This is a genomic window from Neorhizobium sp. P12A (assembly GCF_008365395.1).
In the GTDB taxonomy this organism is placed as follows: Bacteria; Pseudomonadota; Alphaproteobacteria; order Rhizobiales; family Rhizobiaceae; genus Rhizobium.
The window spans coordinates 262404-278489 of record NZ_QOVX01000002.1 but is presented as its reverse complement, the minus strand read 5'-3'; the positions used below and the strand labels follow the sequence as shown (position 1 = coordinate 278489).

Here is a 16086-nt window from a genome sequence, read left to right as displayed (position 1 = left end):
ACCTATCAGGGCGGTACTATGGCATAGCGTTATAGCCGATGGAATATGTCGAGCCCGGATATCACGCCGCTTTGACGGCGTGATATTCCTTGATGGCGACCATCTTGATTGCCGGATGACGTTCGGCCTCGTAGCGCAGCGAAAAACCGTCCTGCGCCAGGAAAACAGGATCGCCATCGAGATCGCGGGCAATATCGCCGCGCTTGACCGTGATGAACTTGTCGAGGTCGGCGGCCTGATCGGCGGAGACCCAGCGGCAAACCGAGAAGCGCGACATTTCGAAGGAGACCGGCAGGCCATATTCGGCCATCAGGCGTTCCTTCAGCACGTCGAGCTGCAGCGCGCCGACGACGCCGACGATGGCCGGCGAGCCGTCTTCCGGCGAGAACAGCTGCACGACGCCTTCCTCGGCCATCTGCTGCAGCGCTTCCTTAAGCTTCTTCGCCTTCATCGCGTCCTCAAGGCGGACGCGGCGCAGGATTTCCGGCGAGAAATTCGGCACGCCCTGGAAGACAAGGCTTTCGCCTTCGGTCAGCGTATCGCCGATGCGCAGCGCGCCATGGTTCGGAATGCCGACGACGTCGCCAGCGAAGGCGGTGTCTGCGAGCTGGCGCTGCGAGGCGAAGAAGAATTGCGGTGCCGTGAGACCCAGCTGCTTGCCGGTGCGGGCGAGCCGCGCCTTCATGCCGCGCTCGAGCTTGCCGGAGCAGATGCGGGCGAAGGCGATGCGGTCGCGATGGTTGGGGTCCATGTTCGCCTGGATCTTGAAGACGAAGGCGGTCATTTTGTCTTCGGCTGCATGGACGGTTCTGACGTCGGCCACCTGGTCGCGCGGCGGCGGGGCGAATTCGCCGAGCGCGTTGATGAGGTCGCGGACGCCGAAATTGCGCAGCGCCGAGCCGAAAAAGACGGGCGTCATGTGACCTTCGAGGAAGGCCTGACGATCGAAGGGCCGGCAGGCCTCGATCGCGAGTTCCGTCTCCTCGACGAAAGCCTGGCGCTCGTTTTCCGGCAGGCGGTCGGCGACGCTCTGCGGGCCGTTGACCGGCGTACCCTCGACTTCGGTATCGGAGCCGCGCACGGTGTTGCCGGCGAGATTATAGGAGCCGCAGAAAGTCTTCGAGCGGCCGATCGGCCAGGTGACCGGGGCCGTGTCCAGCGCCAGCTTCTCCTCGACTTCATCGAGGATCTCGAAGGGATCGCGGCTTTCGCGGTCCATCTTGTTGATGAAGGTGATGATCGGGATGTCGCGCATGCGGCAGACTTCGAAGAGCTTCAGCGTCCGCGGCTCGATACCCTTGGCGGCATCGATGACCATGACGGCCGCATCGACCGCAGTCAGCGTACGATAGGTGTCGTCGGCGAAGTCTTCATGGCCGGGCGTGTCGAGAATGTTGAAGACATTGTCGTTATATTCGAAGGTCATAACCGAGGTGACGACCGAGATGCCGCGCTCGCGCTCGATCTTCATCCAGTCGGAGCGCGTCTGCATGCGGTCCTTCTTCGCCTTGACTTCGCCGGCGAGCTGAATGGCGCCGCCGAAGAGCAGCAGCTTTTCGGTGAGCGTCGTCTTACCCGCGTCCGGGTGGGCAATAATAGCGAATGTGCGGCGGCGGGAGACCGCCTCGGCGAGACTTTCGGCCATGATGTGAATCCTGTGGAATTGCGGCGTATCTAGCGATTAAAGGGCTGCATTGCAATTGACCTTCTAGGCTTGGGGGCAAACTAATGCCCCATGACCATTCACACAGACACCCGCCCGACCCTCAATCTCGTTCGTCTTCCCAACGGTGAAGGCCTCGACCTGCCCGCCTATGAAACGAAGGGGGCGGCAGGAATGGACCTGCGCGCCGCCGTCGAGGATGGCGTTGCGATGACGATCCTGCCGGGCAGGCGCGCACTGGTGCCGACCGGCTTCATCTTCGAAATCCCTGACGGCTACGAAGGTCAGGTCCGCCCGCGCTCCGGCCTTGCCTTCAAGCACGGCATCACCTGCCTCAACACGCCGGGTACAATCGACAGCGACTATCGCGGCGAAGTGAAGGTTCTGCTGATCAATCTCGGCGAAGAGCCGTTCGAGATCACCCGTGGCATGCGGATCGCCCAGATGGTGATCGCACCCGCCCTCCAGCTGCGCGTCGCTGAAATCACCGAGCAAACGCAGACCCTGCGCGGTGTCGGCGGCTTCGGCTCGACCGGCGTGTGATGGCTGACCCTGGCGATCGCGGGCTGAGTTTTCGGCAGGACTATTTCGGCGATCCGGCGGGGCGGGCCGCGCTTGTCGATCTTCTGCAAGACATATTTTCCATCGACGTAAGCCTGCTGGATCAATTCGGCGGGCCTGATCCAACAAGCATGCCGTTCGGCTATTTCAACGATGCGGGCGTATGTGTGGCGAATTTCAGCGCCTTCTCCATGCCTGTCGTCATCAATGGGCGGTCGGTGAAGGCTGCCGGGTTTCAGTCAGGCGCCGTGCGGCCGGGATGGCGCGGGCGGGGGCTCTATCGCGACCTGATGCGCAGGGCCTTCGCGTGGACGGACACACAGGGTTTCGAACTCGGACTGCTGCTCACAGAAAAGCCGGCGCTTTACGAGCCCTACGGTTTTCGGACCATACCGCAGCATTGTTTTGTTGGTAAACCACCGTCCGTCCTGCCGGAGCAGCCGCCTGCAGCCACCCTCTCCCTGCCCGGCGACGGCGAAGCGATCAAATCGCTGCTGCTCGAGCGAACACCGGTCTCGCGACACTTCGCCGTCACGAAGCAGATGGAAATGTTCCTGCTGAATGCCTGTTTCGATCCGGATATCCGGCTCAGCCGGCTTGCGGCGGAAGATGCCATCGTTGCCTGGAAGCTTGATGGATCCTGCCTCAGACTTCTCGACGTGGTCGGAAAATCCATGCCTTCGCTTGCCTCGATTATAGCAAGCCTGGGCGTCGCGCCCGATCGGATCGAGACCTGTTTTCCCGCCGACCTCCTGGACTGGGCGGGAGCCGCCACGCCCTATCAGGGCTACACCGTGCTGATGATGCGCGGGGCGGCCGCAGATGACATAACCAAGCCGGTCATGCTTTCGCCGATGGCGGAGTTCTAGCCGAAGACATTCCAACCGAAGACATTCCGGCCGAAGACAGGGGCGGCAGACGACGCTTCACCGGTGTCGACTTGACCATCGACGTGCTTGTTTCCGCGCGTTCGACGATCCTGTCCAGAATTCCATCGAGTTCGCTCATCGAGCGAACCACCAGACGTCCGATGAAACAATCGTCGCCCGTGACCTTGTCGCATTCGATGAATTGCGGGGTTTCCTGGATCAGGCGTTCGACCATGTGCAGCATGCCCGGCAATGGCCGGATACGAACAATCGCCTGCAAGGGATAGCCGATGGCAGCCAGGTCGAGATCGATGGTGAACCCGCCGATGATGCCGCGCTCTTCCAGTCGGCGCAATCGATCCGCGGCGCTGGGAGAGGAAAGCCCGACCTCCTGCGCCAGTTCCTTCAGCGACATGCGCGCATTGCGCGCAAGCGCTTCCAGAAGCCTCTGGTCGACTGCATCGAGGTCCAATTCATTATTATAGGAATTCATCTTCTTGCCTTCCATAAGCAGGCATTTTCCGACATTACCCTTCTAAAACATATATAAATTCGGCCGATCTGACAATAATATCGGATGGCAAAGAGGTGATTGTCATGAGCGATTTGAAACGCGGAACTGTTGAAATGACGGCGGCCATGCTGATCTCAGGGACGATCGGCTGGTTCGTACTGATGTCGGGCCAGCTTGTGATGGCTGTGGTCTTCTGGCGCTGCGCCTTTGGCGCCCTCAGCCTGCTCGTCATCTGCGGTGCGCTGGGCTTGTTTCAGCGCAAGTTTCTGACCTGGCGCAGCCTTCTCGTCGCGGTACTGGGCGGTGTCGCCATCGTTTCCAATTGGCTGCTGCTTTTTGCATCCTATTCGCATGCTTCGATCTCCATAGCGACGACCGTCTATAATACCCAGCCATTCATGCTGCTGGGGCTGGGTGCGCTTTTTCTAGGCGAACGGATCACGCTCGATAAGCTTTTCTGGCTGATGCTTGCCTTCGTTGGGATGGCGGCGATCGCGATGGGTAAATCGGCAGCGGGCGACGGCAGCTATTTCCTCGGCATACTTCTGGCGCTGGGTGCCGCCTTTTTCTATGCGCTGGCGGCCCTTGCCGCGAAATGGCTGAAGGGCACGCCGCCGCATCTGATCGCGCTTATCCAGGTGGTCACGGGCATGCTGATGCTGGCGCCCTTTACCGATTTTTCCGCCCTGCCGCAGGGTGCCGCTCCCTGGTCGATGCTGGCGACGCTGGGCATTGTCCACACCGGCATCATGTATGTGCTGCTCTATGGCGCAATCCAGAAGCTGCCGACGCATCTGACCGGTGCTCTGTCCTTCATCTATCCAATCGCGGCGATCGTCGTCGACCGCATCGCTTTCGGTCATGCGCTGCAGACGATACAGATAGCAGGCGCCGTGGTGATCCTGCTGGCTGCGGCGGGCATGAACCTTGGATGGTCGCCGAGAATTCTCCTTCGCAGGGCTGCTGCCGGCTGGTCTGGTGCCGCCGGCTCGCAAGGGGCGCCGATTGCAGACAGCGGCAAGGAAAGCTAAAAGAAGGAAAGGGATCCGGAGGAAAATCCATGACGCTGGCGGGGCTGCTGACCTATAGCGGTGCATTGTTCATTGCCGCTGCCATTCCAGGACCGGGGATTACGGCGATCGTGGCGCGGGCGCTGGGATCGGGCTTTCGCGAAACTTTTTCATGGGGCTCGGCCTTGTCCTGGGCGACATGACCTATCTGACGGCCGTGATCCTCGGCCTTGCCTTTGTGGCGCAGACCTTCACGGAAGTGTTCCTCGTCATCAAATTCGCTGGCGTTCTCTATCTTGCCTATATCGCCTGGAAACTCTGGACCTCGGGCCTGTTGCCCCAGGAGATTGCGGCGCGCAAATCCTCCAGCATCGGCATGTCGTTTCTATCAGGTCTTCTCGTGACGCTCGGCAACCCGAAGACCATGCTTTTCTACGTGGCGCTGGTGCCGACACTGATCGATATCCGCTCGATTGGCCTCAGAGATTATGGCCTGCTTCTCGGAACGACATCAGTCGTTCTGCTCGTCGTGCTCGTTCCCTATATGCTGCTTGCCTCGCGCGCCCGCACCTTGATGAAGAAGCCGAAAGCCCTACAGGCGCTGAACCGGGTGGCGGCGGGCATTCTTGCCGGAACGGCGGCATTCATCGCGACACGGGCGGCCTGAAAAAACGTTTCCCAAAGCATTACGGTTGAAGGCTTTTTTCTCACGCGCCGAGCGGCGGATGCGCAAAGCCGCTCTAGTCACCTGCCATGTTTGACCCTATTCTCCCCCTCCAAACCTGAAGGGAGAGCACCATGTCCGAAACCCATAAGCCAGGCCGCGGCCGCATCTATGGTTCGATCACAGAAACGATTGGCGACACACCGATCGTGCGCCTCGACAAGCTGGCGAGGGAGAACGGCGTCAAGGCCAACCTGCTGGCAAAGCTGGAGTTCTTCAACCCGATCGCATCGGTCAAGGATCGTATCGGCGTCGCCATGATCGAAAGCCTCGAAGCCCAGGGCAAGATCACGCCCGGCAAGACAACGCTGATCGAGCCGACATCGGGCAATACAGGCATTGCGCTCGCCTTCGCCGCCGCCGCCAAGGGCTACAAGCTGATCCTGACCATGCCGGAGACCATGTCGATCGAGCGCCGCAAGATGCTTTTGCTGCTTGGCGCCGAGCTCGTGCTAACCGAAGGGCCGAAGGGCATGAAGGGCGCGATTGCCAAAGCTGAAGAGCTGGCCGCCTCGCTTGGCGACGCGATCATTCCGCAGCAGTTCGAAAATCCGGCCAACCCTGAAATTCATCGCAAGACAACCGCCGAGGAAATCTGGAACGATACCGAAGGCACGGTCGACATCCTCGTTTCCGGCATCGGCACGGGCGGCACGATCACTGGCGCGGGCCAGGTGCTGAAATCGAAGAAGCCCGGTATCAAGGTGGTCGCCGTCGAGCCTTCGGAATCGCCGGTTCTATCCGGTGGCGCGCCGGGTCCGCACAAGATCCAGGGCATCGGCGCCGGCTTTGCGCCCGCCATTCTGGACACCAAGATCTATGACGAGATCATCACGGTCAACAGCACCGAAGCGCTCGAGACCGCCCGCCACGTTGCTCGCCTTGAAGGCGTTCCGGTCGGCATCTCATCGGGTGCTGCCTTGGCCGCTGCCATCAGGGTCGGCCAGCGCGAGGAAAATGCCGGCAAGAACATCGTCGTCATCATCCCCTCCTTTGCCGAGCGCTATCTCTCGACTGCGCTGTTCGAAGGCCTGGGCGGCTGATAGCCGGCTATATTCTGACCAGATCCGGAAGGGCGCTACGGCGCCCTTCATGCTGTTCGGCCCCACATTTCCCCCGCACTCAACCTTGCCAGAAAGCCCTGAGTTCCATGCTGCTGATCGTCGGAACAATTCGCCTGCCACCCGGGAACCTTGATGTCGCCCGGCCGGTGATGAAGCGGATGGTGGAGGGCACTCGCGCGGAAGACGGCTGCCTGGAATATTCCTATGCCGAGGATGTGCTCGACCGCGGCCTCATCCACGTGAAGGAAATGTGGCGGGACCAGCCGTCGCTGGATCGTCATTTCGAATCGCCGCATTTGGCTGAATGGCGGGCAGCCTGGCCGGAACTCGGCTTCCATGACCGGAAGCTGCGCAGCTACGAGGTCGGCGAAGCGCGCGAAACCTGAGAGCCCTTCGCTGTCCCCAACAAGTCTAAACGGCGGTTATGCCGCGGCCGTCAACCGCTCGCCGGCGATGCGATAGGAAATCGCCTCGGCGAGATGGATGCGGCCGACGGTCGACTTCTCGTCCAGGTCGGCAAGCGTCCGCGCGACCTTCAGCACGCGATGATATCCGCGGGCGGAGAACTTCATCTTTTCCGCCGCATCACGTAGCAATTGCAGCCCGGCTGCATCGGGTTCGGCCAGCTTCTCGATCATCGACGTGGAGCAGCGCGCATTGGTGCCTGTTCCCGGCATCCCGGCGGCGACAAAACGTTCCCGCTGACGCTCCCGGGCGCGCGCAACGCGTGCGGCGATATCGGCGCTCTTCTCGGCCGGCATCGGACGGATGAGGTCGGCCGCCGAGACAGCGGGAACGTCGATGCGGATATCGATGCGATCCATCAACGGGCCGGAAATGCGGCCCTGATAGTCCGTCATGCAGCGCGGACCGCGGGCGCAGGTATGTCCCGGCTCGCCCGCCATGCCGCAGCGGCAGGGGTTCATCGCCGCAACGAGCTGGATGGTCGCAGGATAGGAAATCCGGTGATTGGCGCGGGCGATGATGCATTCACCCGTCTCCAGCGGCTGGCGCAGGGCATCCAGCGCCTGAGGCGAGAATTCGGGAAACTCGTCGAGGAACAGGACGCCATGATGGGCGAGCGATGCCTCGCCGGGCCGGGCGCGCAGACCGCCGCCGACAAGCGCCGCCATGGTCGCGGAATGATGCGGTGTGCGGAAGGGCCGCCGGTCCGAGAGCTTGCCACCGGACAGCTGGCCCGCGATTGAATGGATCATCGAGACTTCCAGCAGTTCCTGGGCGGACAGCGGCGGGAGGATTGAGGGAAGCCGCGAGGCGAGCATGGATTTTCCGGAACCCGGCGGTCCGACCATCAAGAGATTGTGCCCTCCTGCCGCAGCCACCTCCAAAGCACGCTTGGCGTTTCCTGGCCCTTGATGTCGGCGAGATCGGGAAGGTTGGCAGCATTGGCGCGAATGGCGGGCTCCGGTCGCGAGAGCACCTGCGTGCCGCGGAAATGATTGGCGAGCGCAATCAGGCTGCGCGGGGCGAGGATGTCGATTTGCGAGCCGGCCCAGGCTGCCTCCGCGCCGCTTTCCGCCGGGCAGATCAGGCCCTTACCCATGGCGTTGGCGCCCATCGCAGCCGGCAGGGCGCCTGCGACAGGGGCGATCGTGCCGTCCAGATTGAGTTCGCCGAGAACGACGAAATCGGATAGCGCATCGGCCGGAATGGCTCCGAGGGCAGCCATCAACCCGAGGGCAATCGGCAAGTCGAAATGCGACCCTTCCTTCGGAAGATCAGCGGGGGCGAGATTGACCGTCACCTTCTTTGGCGGCAGCGCCAGGCCCGAAGCATGGAGCGCGGCCTGAACCCGCTCCCGGCTTTCGGCCACCGCCTTGTCAGGCAAGCCGACGATCTGAATGCCCACCTTTCCAGGCGCAACCATGACCTGAACTTCGACGGGAACGCCTTCAATGCCCTGAAATGCAACCGTGCTTACCCGCGCGACCATGCCCTGTCCCCCATGCCGCAACCCCTTACACCGCGATCTACAAATCTTCTGGTGCTATGAATTGCAATCATGCATGGAAAAAAGAATAAAACAAGAACAATAAAAGAACAATCGCACCTTACCGCTGCATTTAAGTTGCAATGAGTTGTAGCGGCGGAACAAACGGCAGATGAATCGCGAAACCGCGCTGACAGCTAGGTTTGTCGGCAAGCTCTCAACGTCATCCACGGCCTCGTTGTAAAGCCCGAGGATGACGAAAGAGCCGTTGGCAGACTTCTTCGGTGGTCTGACGCGCCCTCAGGCGCGCTTGCTCTCGATTGCATCCCAGAGGAGGCTGGCGATATCGGCGCCGCCGAAGCGCTTGACCTCGCGGATGCCGGTCGGCGAGGTGACGTTGATTTCCGTCATGTAGTCGCCGATGACATCGATGCCGACCAAGAGGAAGCCGCGCTCCCTCAGCGCCGGACCGATGCGCTTGCAAATCTCCTGCTCCCGCGCTGTCAACTCGGTCGCCTCGGCGCGTCCGCCGACATGCATGTTGGAGCGGCTGTCATGTTCTGCCGGCACGCGGTTGATGGCGCCGACAGCTTCACCGTCGACGAGGATGATACGCTTGTCGCCCTTGCGGACATCAGGCAGATATTGCTGGGCGATGAAGGGCTCGCGGAACAACTGGCCGAACATTTCCAGGAGCGACGAGAGATTGCGGTCATCCTTGGTGGAATGGAAGACGCCGGCGCCGCCATTGCCATAAAGCGGCTTCAGGATGATGTCGCCCATCTCGTCGCGGAAGCGGCGGATCTCGGCGGGGTCCTTGGTGATCAGCGTCTTCGGCATGAGATCAGCGAATTCGGTGACGAAGATCTTCTCCGGCGAATTGCGGACCCAGGCCGGGTCATTGACGACGAGCGTCTTCGGATGGATGCGCTCCAGAAGATGTGTCGATGTAATATAGGACATGTCGAAGGGCGGGTCCTGGCGCAGCAGGACGACGTCCATGGTGGAAAGATCCACGCGCTCCGGCTCGCCGAGGGTAAAATGATCGCCCTTGATGTCGCGCAGTTCCATCGGCTCAACGGTGGCGAAAATCTTGCCGTCGCGCATGCTCAGCCGCTCAGGCGTGTAGTGAAAGAGCTTGTAGCCGCGCGTCTGCGCTTCCAGGCTCATGGCGAAGGTCGAGTCGCCTGCAATGTTGATGCCTGATACATGGTCCATCTGGACCGCGACGTTCGTAATCTTTGCCATGTCTGTCCCTCGCTCGGATGCCGGACAGATTTAGGTCTGCCGCCCTCCAAACGCAACGCCTGTTCGGCGAGTTCGCAAAGCTTGTTTCAGGCCGCTATGCCCTGAAGACCGCCGCTGCGGACGAGATTGCGAAGACGGTAGGCCATGGTGAGCGGTTTCGGGAAAGGCTTGCGGCAGAAGGCAACCTTCTTCACATAGCGCTCGATGCGCCAGACCGCGGAGGTACCGCCGGCGAAATAGGCGACGTCGCCGGCGCGAAGCAGGCGCTCGGTGCCGTCCTCGGCGGTCACATGGACTTCGCCTTCCATGATCATAACGGTCTCGTCCCAGCCGAACTGCCACTGGAATTCGCCTGCCGTGCAGTCCCAGATTGCCGTCATCGCCGCATCGTCCTGCCCACGGGAATGTTCGGCCAGCCGCGCGACCGGCGCGCCCGAGAGAATCCAGGACGGCTCGATCGGCGAGGGCTTCATCTCCATCTCGTCTGCCGTACCGGCCACGAAGTTCCTCGGTGCGGGCTGCGCCATCATTTCAGGCACAGCGCGCACGGCAAATGCCGCAGCACTCGCAAACACAAAGTTCCAAGCCATAGCAAAGCCCCCGTCATGCCTCTTGCGTCGATCTTTGAATGGCATGACGGGAGTAACGGCTTGATTGAAACGAAAGCCGGCATTTTAACGATTTCAATTTTTAGGCGAAACTTTCAACCGTACAAACAATCATATCGTGGTCGGTGAGCGGCTTTCCTTCCTCGTTCAGCGAGGAAACGAGATGGCTCTCGCTGATCTTGAGGCCGCGGCTGACGATCCAGTCGAGCTTCATGGCGCGCTCGGGAAAACGGGTAATCAGGCTCGGGCGGGTGCTCGTCTGGTCGAGCGGGCCGCCATGGCATTCGAAGCCGCGCGCTTCAGCCATCGCAAACAGCGTGTCGGTCCGGTAGTCGCCGCCCGAGTGATTGCCGGTGTTCAGGTCACCGCCGATCAAGATCGGCAGGCCGGGAGCATAGGCCTCGACGGCGTCCATCAAGGCGGACATCTGCCGCTCGCGGTAGGGACCGTCGGCGACGCTTTCGAGATGGACGGAGATGGCAACGAAGGGACCGGCTTCCGTTTCGACCGTGGCGCCGATCGCGCAGCGTTCGCCGACGCGCGGCTGCTCGTTGCTGTCCTTGAACCACTTGCCTTCGCCCGGAAGCCGGAAAACAAAGGGATCCTTCAACGGGGTGGATGCCATCAGCGCGTTGCCGTGGAAACCCTTTTCGTTGAAGTCGTCCTTGCAGAAGGAATGTTCGATTTCGGAACCGAGGCTCAGTTCGAGGAACTCGACGCCATAGGCATAGTTCATGCCAAGCTCGCCGGCGACGATAGCGGTGGGATCGGCCTGGCCGGTGCGGGCCATGCCCTCATCCATTTCGGAGACAAGGACGAGCGGCGCCCCGGTTTTCCGCAGCTTTTCGGCGCTTTCCAGCGGGAAGAGGCAACGCTCGAGATTCCAGGCGGCAACGGTGAAAGGAAAGGCGAGCGGGGCTGAAAGGTCAGCGCCGCCTATCCGAACCGTATTCATGCAGTTGAGCGAGGCAATGGTCGCATCATGGATATCGGGGCGCTTTTCCAGCGTGATGAAGGCTTCGCGCGCCTCCTGAGTGGGGACGTCGAATGCGGGTACGGTCTTGCGGATCATGATGAATGCCTGCCTATGTCTGATGGGGCTTCGGCTTTGCTTTATCAGCAATGCCAGATGAGCCGGCCATAGGCGCGTTCCATGACAGGGCCGTGAAGATCGCTCAGAAAGCATCCATGAAATGTCGCGGCCAGCGGCCGGGCAGAATGGCGACTATATCGTATCGCTGCGACAGGGCCGCATAATCACGCTGGCGGGCGAGCCAGAGGTCGCTTGCAGCACGGATTCGCCTTTGTGTACCATAGGACACCGCGTCCACGGCCTGCTGTTCTTCGCGCCGCGCCTTCACCTCGACGAAGACGGCCAGATCACCCTTGCGTGCGATGATGTCGATCTCGCCGAGCTTCGTGCGATGCCGGATGGCCAGGATACGGTAGCCCTTCAGCAACAGAAAGGCGGCGGCGAGATATTCCGAGACGTGGCCGCGGCGCCAGGCTTTCTGCCGCTTGCGGCGTTCGTCGTTCTCGATCATTCAGCGTTCTTCCTGTCGAGCAAGCGCTGATAGAGCTCCTTGCGTGGCAGGCCGGTCAGTCGCGCGGCTTCGGTCGCGGCCTTGGCGGTCGGCAATGTCCGGGAAAGATCGGCAAGGATCGCCTCGACATCGGCCTCCGGGGTCTCCTTCGCCTCCGGTGGCCCGACCACGAGGACGATTTCGCCCTTCACGTTATCGACCTTCTCGTAATGGGCTGCCAGCTCGGACAGCGTGCCGCGGCGGAACTCCTCGAAGGTCTTGGTGAGTTCGCGACAAACTGCGGCGCGCCGATCTCCCCCCAGAACATCCGATGCGCTGGCGAGGGTGGCGGCGATGCGGTGGGGCGATTCAAAGAAGATCAGCGTCGCCGGAACTTCAGCTAGTTCGCTCAGCCTGTCGCGACGGCCCTTGTCCTTGGCGGGCAGGAAGCCTGCAAAGAAGAAGGCATCGTTCGGCAGGCCGGAGCCGACGAGGGCGGCAAGTGGGGCAGATGCGCCAGGGATGGGCACGACGCGATAGCCGGCCTCGATAGCCTGAAGGGCAAGCCTGTAGCCGGGATCAGAGACCAGCGGCGTTCCGGCATCCGACACCAGCGCCACCGAGCGGCCATCTGCCAGCGCCTGCAGCAGGCGGGGACCGGCTTCGTCGGCATTGTGCTCGTGATAGGCATAGGGCCGGTTCTGGATGCCGTAGCGGTCAAGGAGGACGCGGGTGACCCGCGTGTCCTCGCAGGCGAGCACGTCGGCGCCTGCCAGCGTTTCCAAGGCTCTCAGCGTGATATCGCCGAGATTGCCGATCGGCGTCGCGACAAGATAGAGCGCGGTCTCCAGGGGGCGGGCCGGAACTGCCGTGTTATGCAGCCGGAAGCCGCGAACCCTGCCTCCCTCGCCCGAAATCTCGTCGCTCATGTCGTGTCGATACCCTGTCCTAAAGTCTAGCCTTTATGGGCGAGGCAGTCGCCTTCGGCAAGACCGGACGAAATCCTGTGCGCATTCAGCAGGAAATGCCGAAATGACCTTGCGTACCAATGCATAGCTCTTGCATTCGCATGCGGAATTCTGCCATTTTGCCTGTCCAATCCTTCGGGCTAGGCCCGGAGAGGCATTCCTCCGCGCGCTCCGGCGCCCGGGCAGTAACGGTCGAAAGCGGTAGCATCCCATGCGTATTACTATTGAGCGGTCAAACCTCCTGAAGTCGCTGAACCACGTGCATCGCGTGGTGGAACGTCGCAATACGATCCCGATCCTGTCGAACGTACTGCTGAAAGCCGAAGGCGCCAATCTCGACATGAAGGCGACCGACCTCGACCTGGAGATCACCGAAGCGACGCCGGCCAATGTCGAGCAGGCAGGCGCCACCACCGTTCCGGCCCATCTTCTTTACGATATCGTCCGCAAGCTTCCCGACGGCTCCGAAGTTCTCCTGGCCACCAATCCGGATGGCGGCTCGATGACGGTCACATCTGGCCGTTCGAAATTCTCGCTGCAGTGCCTGCCGGAGTCCGATTTTCCCGATCTGACCGCCGGCACTTTCAGCCACTCCTTCAAGCTGAAGGCATCCGATCTGAAGATGCTGATCGACCGGACGCAGTTCGCGATCTCGACCGAAGAGACCCGCTATTATCTGAACGGCATCTTCTTCCACACCATCGAGGCCGACGGCGACCTGAAGCTTCGCGCTGTCGCAACCGATGGCCACCGCCTCGCCCGCGCCGATGTCGATGCTCCCTCGGGATCGGAAGGCATGCCCGGCATCATCATTCCGCGCAAGACGGTCGGCGAGTTGCAGAAGCTGGTCGACAGTCCCGATGTCATCGTCACGCTCGAAGTGTCCGATGCCAAGATTCGCCTGACGATCGGTTCGATCGTCATGACCTCGAAGCTGATCGACGGCACCTTCCCTGATTATCAGCGGGTCATTCCGGCCAATAACGACAAGGAAATGCGCGTCGATTGCCAGACCTTCGCCCAGGCGGTCGATCGCGTGTCGACGATCTCCTCGGAGCGCGGTCGCGCTGTGAAGCTTGCCCTTTCCGACGGACAGCTGCTGCTGACGGTCAACAATCCGGATTCGGGTAGCGCCACCGAAGAAGTGGCCGTCGGCTACGACACTGACGCGATGGAAATCGGCTTCAATGCCAAATATCTCCTCGATATCACCGCCCAGCTTTCCGGCGACGAGGCGATTTTCCTGTTGGCGGATGCCGGCTCTCCGACGCTCATTCGCGACACGGCGGGCGACGACGCCCTCTACGTTCTGATGCCGATGCGTGTTTGATCTGTCACACGAGCGTCGCAAACCTGTAAGGAATGCGACGTTTTATCTTGTCTTTGCGTCATGACCTTGCAAGATTGCGCGCGAGCGATACCTCAAATCGCGTCGGTGAGATTCTGGTGGGAGGAAAGCATGGCGCTGCGCCTGAAAGAACGGTTGGGCAAGAAGTTCGACGAGGAAATCCGTTTTTTCAAAGGCATGATGCAGGGGCCGAAGACGGTGGGCTCCATCGTGCCGACGTCGTCAATCACCGCCCGGAAGATGGCAAGTGTCATCAATCCGCAGTCCGGCTTGCCGGTGCTGGAACTGGGTCCGGGAACCGGCGCCGTTACCAAGGCGATCCTGGCCCGCGGCATTAAACCTGAAAATCTGGTCGCGATCGAGTATTCGACCGATTTCTACAAGCATCTGCTGCGGCTTTATCCCGGCGTCCATTTCATCAATGGCGATGCTTTCGATCTGGACAAGACGCTGGGCGTACTGCGCGGCCAGACCTTCGATTCAGTCATTTCCTGCATTCCGCTCCTGAACTTCCCGATGCAGGCGCGTGTTGCGCTGCTGGAAAGCCTTTTGGACCGCATGCCGGCGGGACGGCCTGTCGTGCAGATTTCCTATGGCGCGATGTCACCGATCATCGCCAAGCCCGAGCGCTATCATATCCAGCATTTCGATTTCATCGTCCGCAATATTCCCCCTGCCCAGCTCTGGATCTACCGGCGCACTTAAGATCAATCATGTTTGCGCTTTATATTACGCATCCGCAGGTCCGCATCGCCCCTGACGTGGCCGTGCCCAAATGGGGATTGTCAGATGTCGGCGCTGCGCGGGCGCGACTTGCCGCGGAAAGCGCTTGGGCCGGCCAGCTTCGGCGGATCATTTCCAGTGACGAAGTCAAGGCGATCGAGACGGCCAATATTCTGGCTTCTGCGAGTGGGGCCTCGGTCGAGATCGTCGAAGGCATGCACGAGAACGACCGTTCGGCGACCGGCTTTCTGCCACCGCCGGAATTCGAGAAGGCGGCCGACTGGTTCTTTGCCCATCCGCATGAGAGCTTCAAGGGCTGGGAACGGGCGATCGACGCGCAGGCGCGGATCGTCTCGAAGGTCGAGGCCATTCTTGCCGACCATGATCCGCAAGCGCCGATCGCATTCATCGGCCATGGTGGCGTCGGCACGCTGTTAAAGTGCCATATCGCCGGCAAGCCGATCGCGCGGCAGGGCGACCAGCCGGCAGGTGGTGGCAATCTCTTCTGCTTCGACCTTGCGAACCGGGCCATCTCGTGCCACTGGACGCCTATGGAAAGCTGGAAGGGCGAAAGCCGGAAGGGATAGGCCGGACAATGAGCGCACGGACCGCACGCGACCACTTGATCGTCGGACTGGATGTCCCGACCCTTGGCGAAGCCGAGAGGATCGTGACGACGCTCGGCGACGATATCGTCTTTTACAAGATCGGCTATCAGCTCGCCTTTGCAGGCGGCCTGGAATTCGCCCGCGACCTCGCAAAGAGCGGCAAGAAGATCTTCCTCGACATGAAGCTGCTCGACATCGACAATACGGTCGCCTCGGCCGTCGAGAACATCGCCAAGATGGGCATGTCGATGCTGACGCTGCATGCCTATCCCAAGGCCATGAAGGCAGCCGTTTCCGCCGCTGCAGGGTCGGATCTCTGTCTGCTCGGCGTGACCGTTCTCACTTCCATGGACGATGCCGATCTGCGCGATGCCGGCTATGGCGACGATGCCGCCTCGCTGGTTCTGCGCCGCGCGGAACAGGCTCGATTGGCGGGCATGGGCGGTATCGTCTGCTCTGCCGAGGAAGCTGCTGCCGTTCGCGAAGTCATCGGCCCTGATATGGCGCTGGTAACGCCGGGTATCCGTCCGGCCGGCAGCGACCATGGCGACCAGAAGCGCGTCATGACGCCCTTCGACGCCCTGAAGGCCGGTGCCTCGCATCTCGTCGTCGCGCGACCGATCGTCAAAGCGCCAGATCCCCGGGAAGCGGCCAATGCAATTCTCGGCGAGATGCTGAACGCGCTGTGGCCGGCCAACCGCTAA

Annotated in this window: 16 protein-coding genes and 2 pseudogenes; 10 read left to right on the top strand and 8 right to left on the bottom strand. The window is 61.3% G+C overall.

All coding sequences use genetic code 11. From position 1 onward, the window contains the following. Positions 1-61: 61 nt before the first annotated feature. Positions 62-1645 (bottom strand): peptide chain release factor 3, encoded by a 1584-nt coding sequence (locus DTW90_RS07385; protein WP_149337409.1) that lies wholly within the window; start codon positions 1643-1645, stop codon positions 62-64. A 90-nt stretch (positions 1646-1735) separates the two neighbouring features. Between DTW90_RS07385 and dut the strand changes: the two genes are divergently transcribed. Continuing rightward, positions 1736-2206: a dUTP diphosphatase gene (gene dut / locus DTW90_RS07380; protein WP_149337407.1), complete on the top strand. Its 471-nt coding sequence runs from the start codon at positions 1736-1738 to the stop codon at positions 2204-2206. Then, positions 2206-3093, top strand: coding sequence for a GNAT family N-acetyltransferase (locus DTW90_RS07375; protein ID WP_149337406.1), 888 nt, complete (start codon positions 2206-2208; stop codon positions 3091-3093). The genes dut and DTW90_RS07375 overlap by 1 nt, the downstream gene beginning before the upstream one ends. Here the strand turns inward: DTW90_RS07375 and DTW90_RS07370 are convergent. Next, positions 3065-3586, bottom strand: coding sequence for an Lrp/AsnC family transcriptional regulator (locus DTW90_RS07370; RefSeq protein ID WP_149337404.1), 522 nt, complete (start codon positions 3584-3586; stop codon positions 3065-3067). The genes DTW90_RS07375 and DTW90_RS07370 overlap by 29 nt on opposite strands. Before the next feature lie 104 nt (positions 3587-3690). Here DTW90_RS07370 and DTW90_RS07365 point away from each other — a divergent pair, with 104 nt between their 5' ends. From DTW90_RS07365 to DTW90_RS07350, 4 genes and pseudogenes are all read left to right on the top strand, one after another. Next, positions 3691-4638: a DMT family transporter gene (locus DTW90_RS07365; RefSeq protein ID WP_149337402.1), complete on the top strand. Its 948-nt coding sequence runs from the start codon at positions 3691-3693 to the stop codon at positions 4636-4638. 29 nt (positions 4639-4667) lie between these two features. Further along, positions 4668-5284, top strand: a pseudogene (locus tag DTW90_RS07360) (LysE family translocator). Between the two features lie 131 nt (positions 5285-5415). Further along, a complete protein-coding gene (gene cysK / locus DTW90_RS07355; protein WP_132520437.1) occupies positions 5416-6384 on the top strand; it encodes a cysteine synthase A in 969 nt (322 codons plus the stop codon). Between the two features lie 107 nt (positions 6385-6491). Continuing rightward, positions 6492-6791: a putative quinol monooxygenase gene (locus DTW90_RS07350; RefSeq protein ID WP_149337400.1), complete on the top strand. Its 300-nt coding sequence runs from the start codon at positions 6492-6494 to the stop codon at positions 6789-6791. Between the two features lie 36 nt (positions 6792-6827). On the opposite strand, the pseudogene DTW90_RS07345 reads toward DTW90_RS07350, so the two are convergent. From DTW90_RS07345 to rsmI, 6 genes and pseudogenes are all read right to left on the bottom strand, one after another. After that, positions 6828-8359 (bottom strand): annotated as a pseudogene (locus DTW90_RS07345) (YifB family Mg chelatase-like AAA ATPase). Between the two features lie 297 nt (positions 8360-8656). After that, positions 8657-9604: a glutathione synthase gene (gshB, locus tag DTW90_RS07340; RefSeq protein WP_149337398.1), complete on the bottom strand. Its 948-nt coding sequence runs from the start codon at positions 9602-9604 to the stop codon at positions 8657-8659. Between the two features lie 86 nt (positions 9605-9690). Continuing rightward, the gene (locus tag DTW90_RS07335) at positions 9691-10194 is read right to left on the bottom strand and encodes a cupin domain-containing protein (protein ID WP_149337396.1); all 504 of its coding nucleotides are present in this window, start codon (positions 10192-10194) and stop codon (positions 9691-9693) included. Positions 10195-10294: 100 nt separating this feature from the next. Continuing rightward, complete coding sequence (locus DTW90_RS07330) at positions 10295-11284, bottom strand: endonuclease/exonuclease/phosphatase family protein (RefSeq protein ID WP_149337394.1); 990 nt, start codon at positions 11282-11284, stop codon at positions 10295-10297. A gap of 103 nt (positions 11285-11387) precedes the next feature. Continuing rightward, a complete protein-coding gene (locus DTW90_RS07325; protein WP_149337392.1) occupies positions 11388-11756 on the bottom strand; it encodes a YraN family protein in 369 nt (122 codons plus the stop codon). Continuing rightward, the gene (rsmI, locus tag DTW90_RS07320) at positions 11753-12664 is read right to left on the bottom strand and encodes a 16S rRNA (cytidine(1402)-2'-O)-methyltransferase (protein ID WP_149337390.1); all 912 of its coding nucleotides are present in this window, start codon (positions 12662-12664) and stop codon (positions 11753-11755) included. Before rsmI ends, DTW90_RS07325 begins: the two co-directional genes overlap by 4 nt. 250 nt (positions 12665-12914) lie before the next feature. On the opposite strand from rsmI, the gene dnaN reads away from it, so the two are divergent. The 4 genes from dnaN to pyrF all read left to right on the top strand — a co-directional run bounded on the left by dnaN (position 12915) and on the right by pyrF (position 16086). Then, on the top strand, positions 12915-14033 hold the full coding sequence (gene dnaN / locus DTW90_RS07315) for a DNA polymerase III subunit beta (protein ID WP_149337389.1): 1119 nt from the start codon (positions 12915-12917) through the stop codon (positions 14031-14033). 129 nt (positions 14034-14162) lie between these two features. Beyond that, positions 14163-14756, top strand: a complete 594-nt coding sequence (gene pmtA, locus DTW90_RS07310) for a phospholipid N-methyltransferase PmtA (RefSeq protein ID WP_149337387.1) — start codon at positions 14163-14165, stop codon at positions 14754-14756. A gap of 8 nt (positions 14757-14764) precedes the next feature. Then, positions 14765-15361, top strand: coding sequence for a histidine phosphatase family protein (locus DTW90_RS07305; protein WP_149337385.1), 597 nt, complete (start codon positions 14765-14767; stop codon positions 15359-15361). Between the two features lie 8 nt (positions 15362-15369). Next, positions 15370-16086, top strand: coding sequence for an orotidine-5'-phosphate decarboxylase (pyrF, locus tag DTW90_RS07300; protein WP_149337383.1), 717 nt, complete (start codon positions 15370-15372; stop codon positions 16084-16086).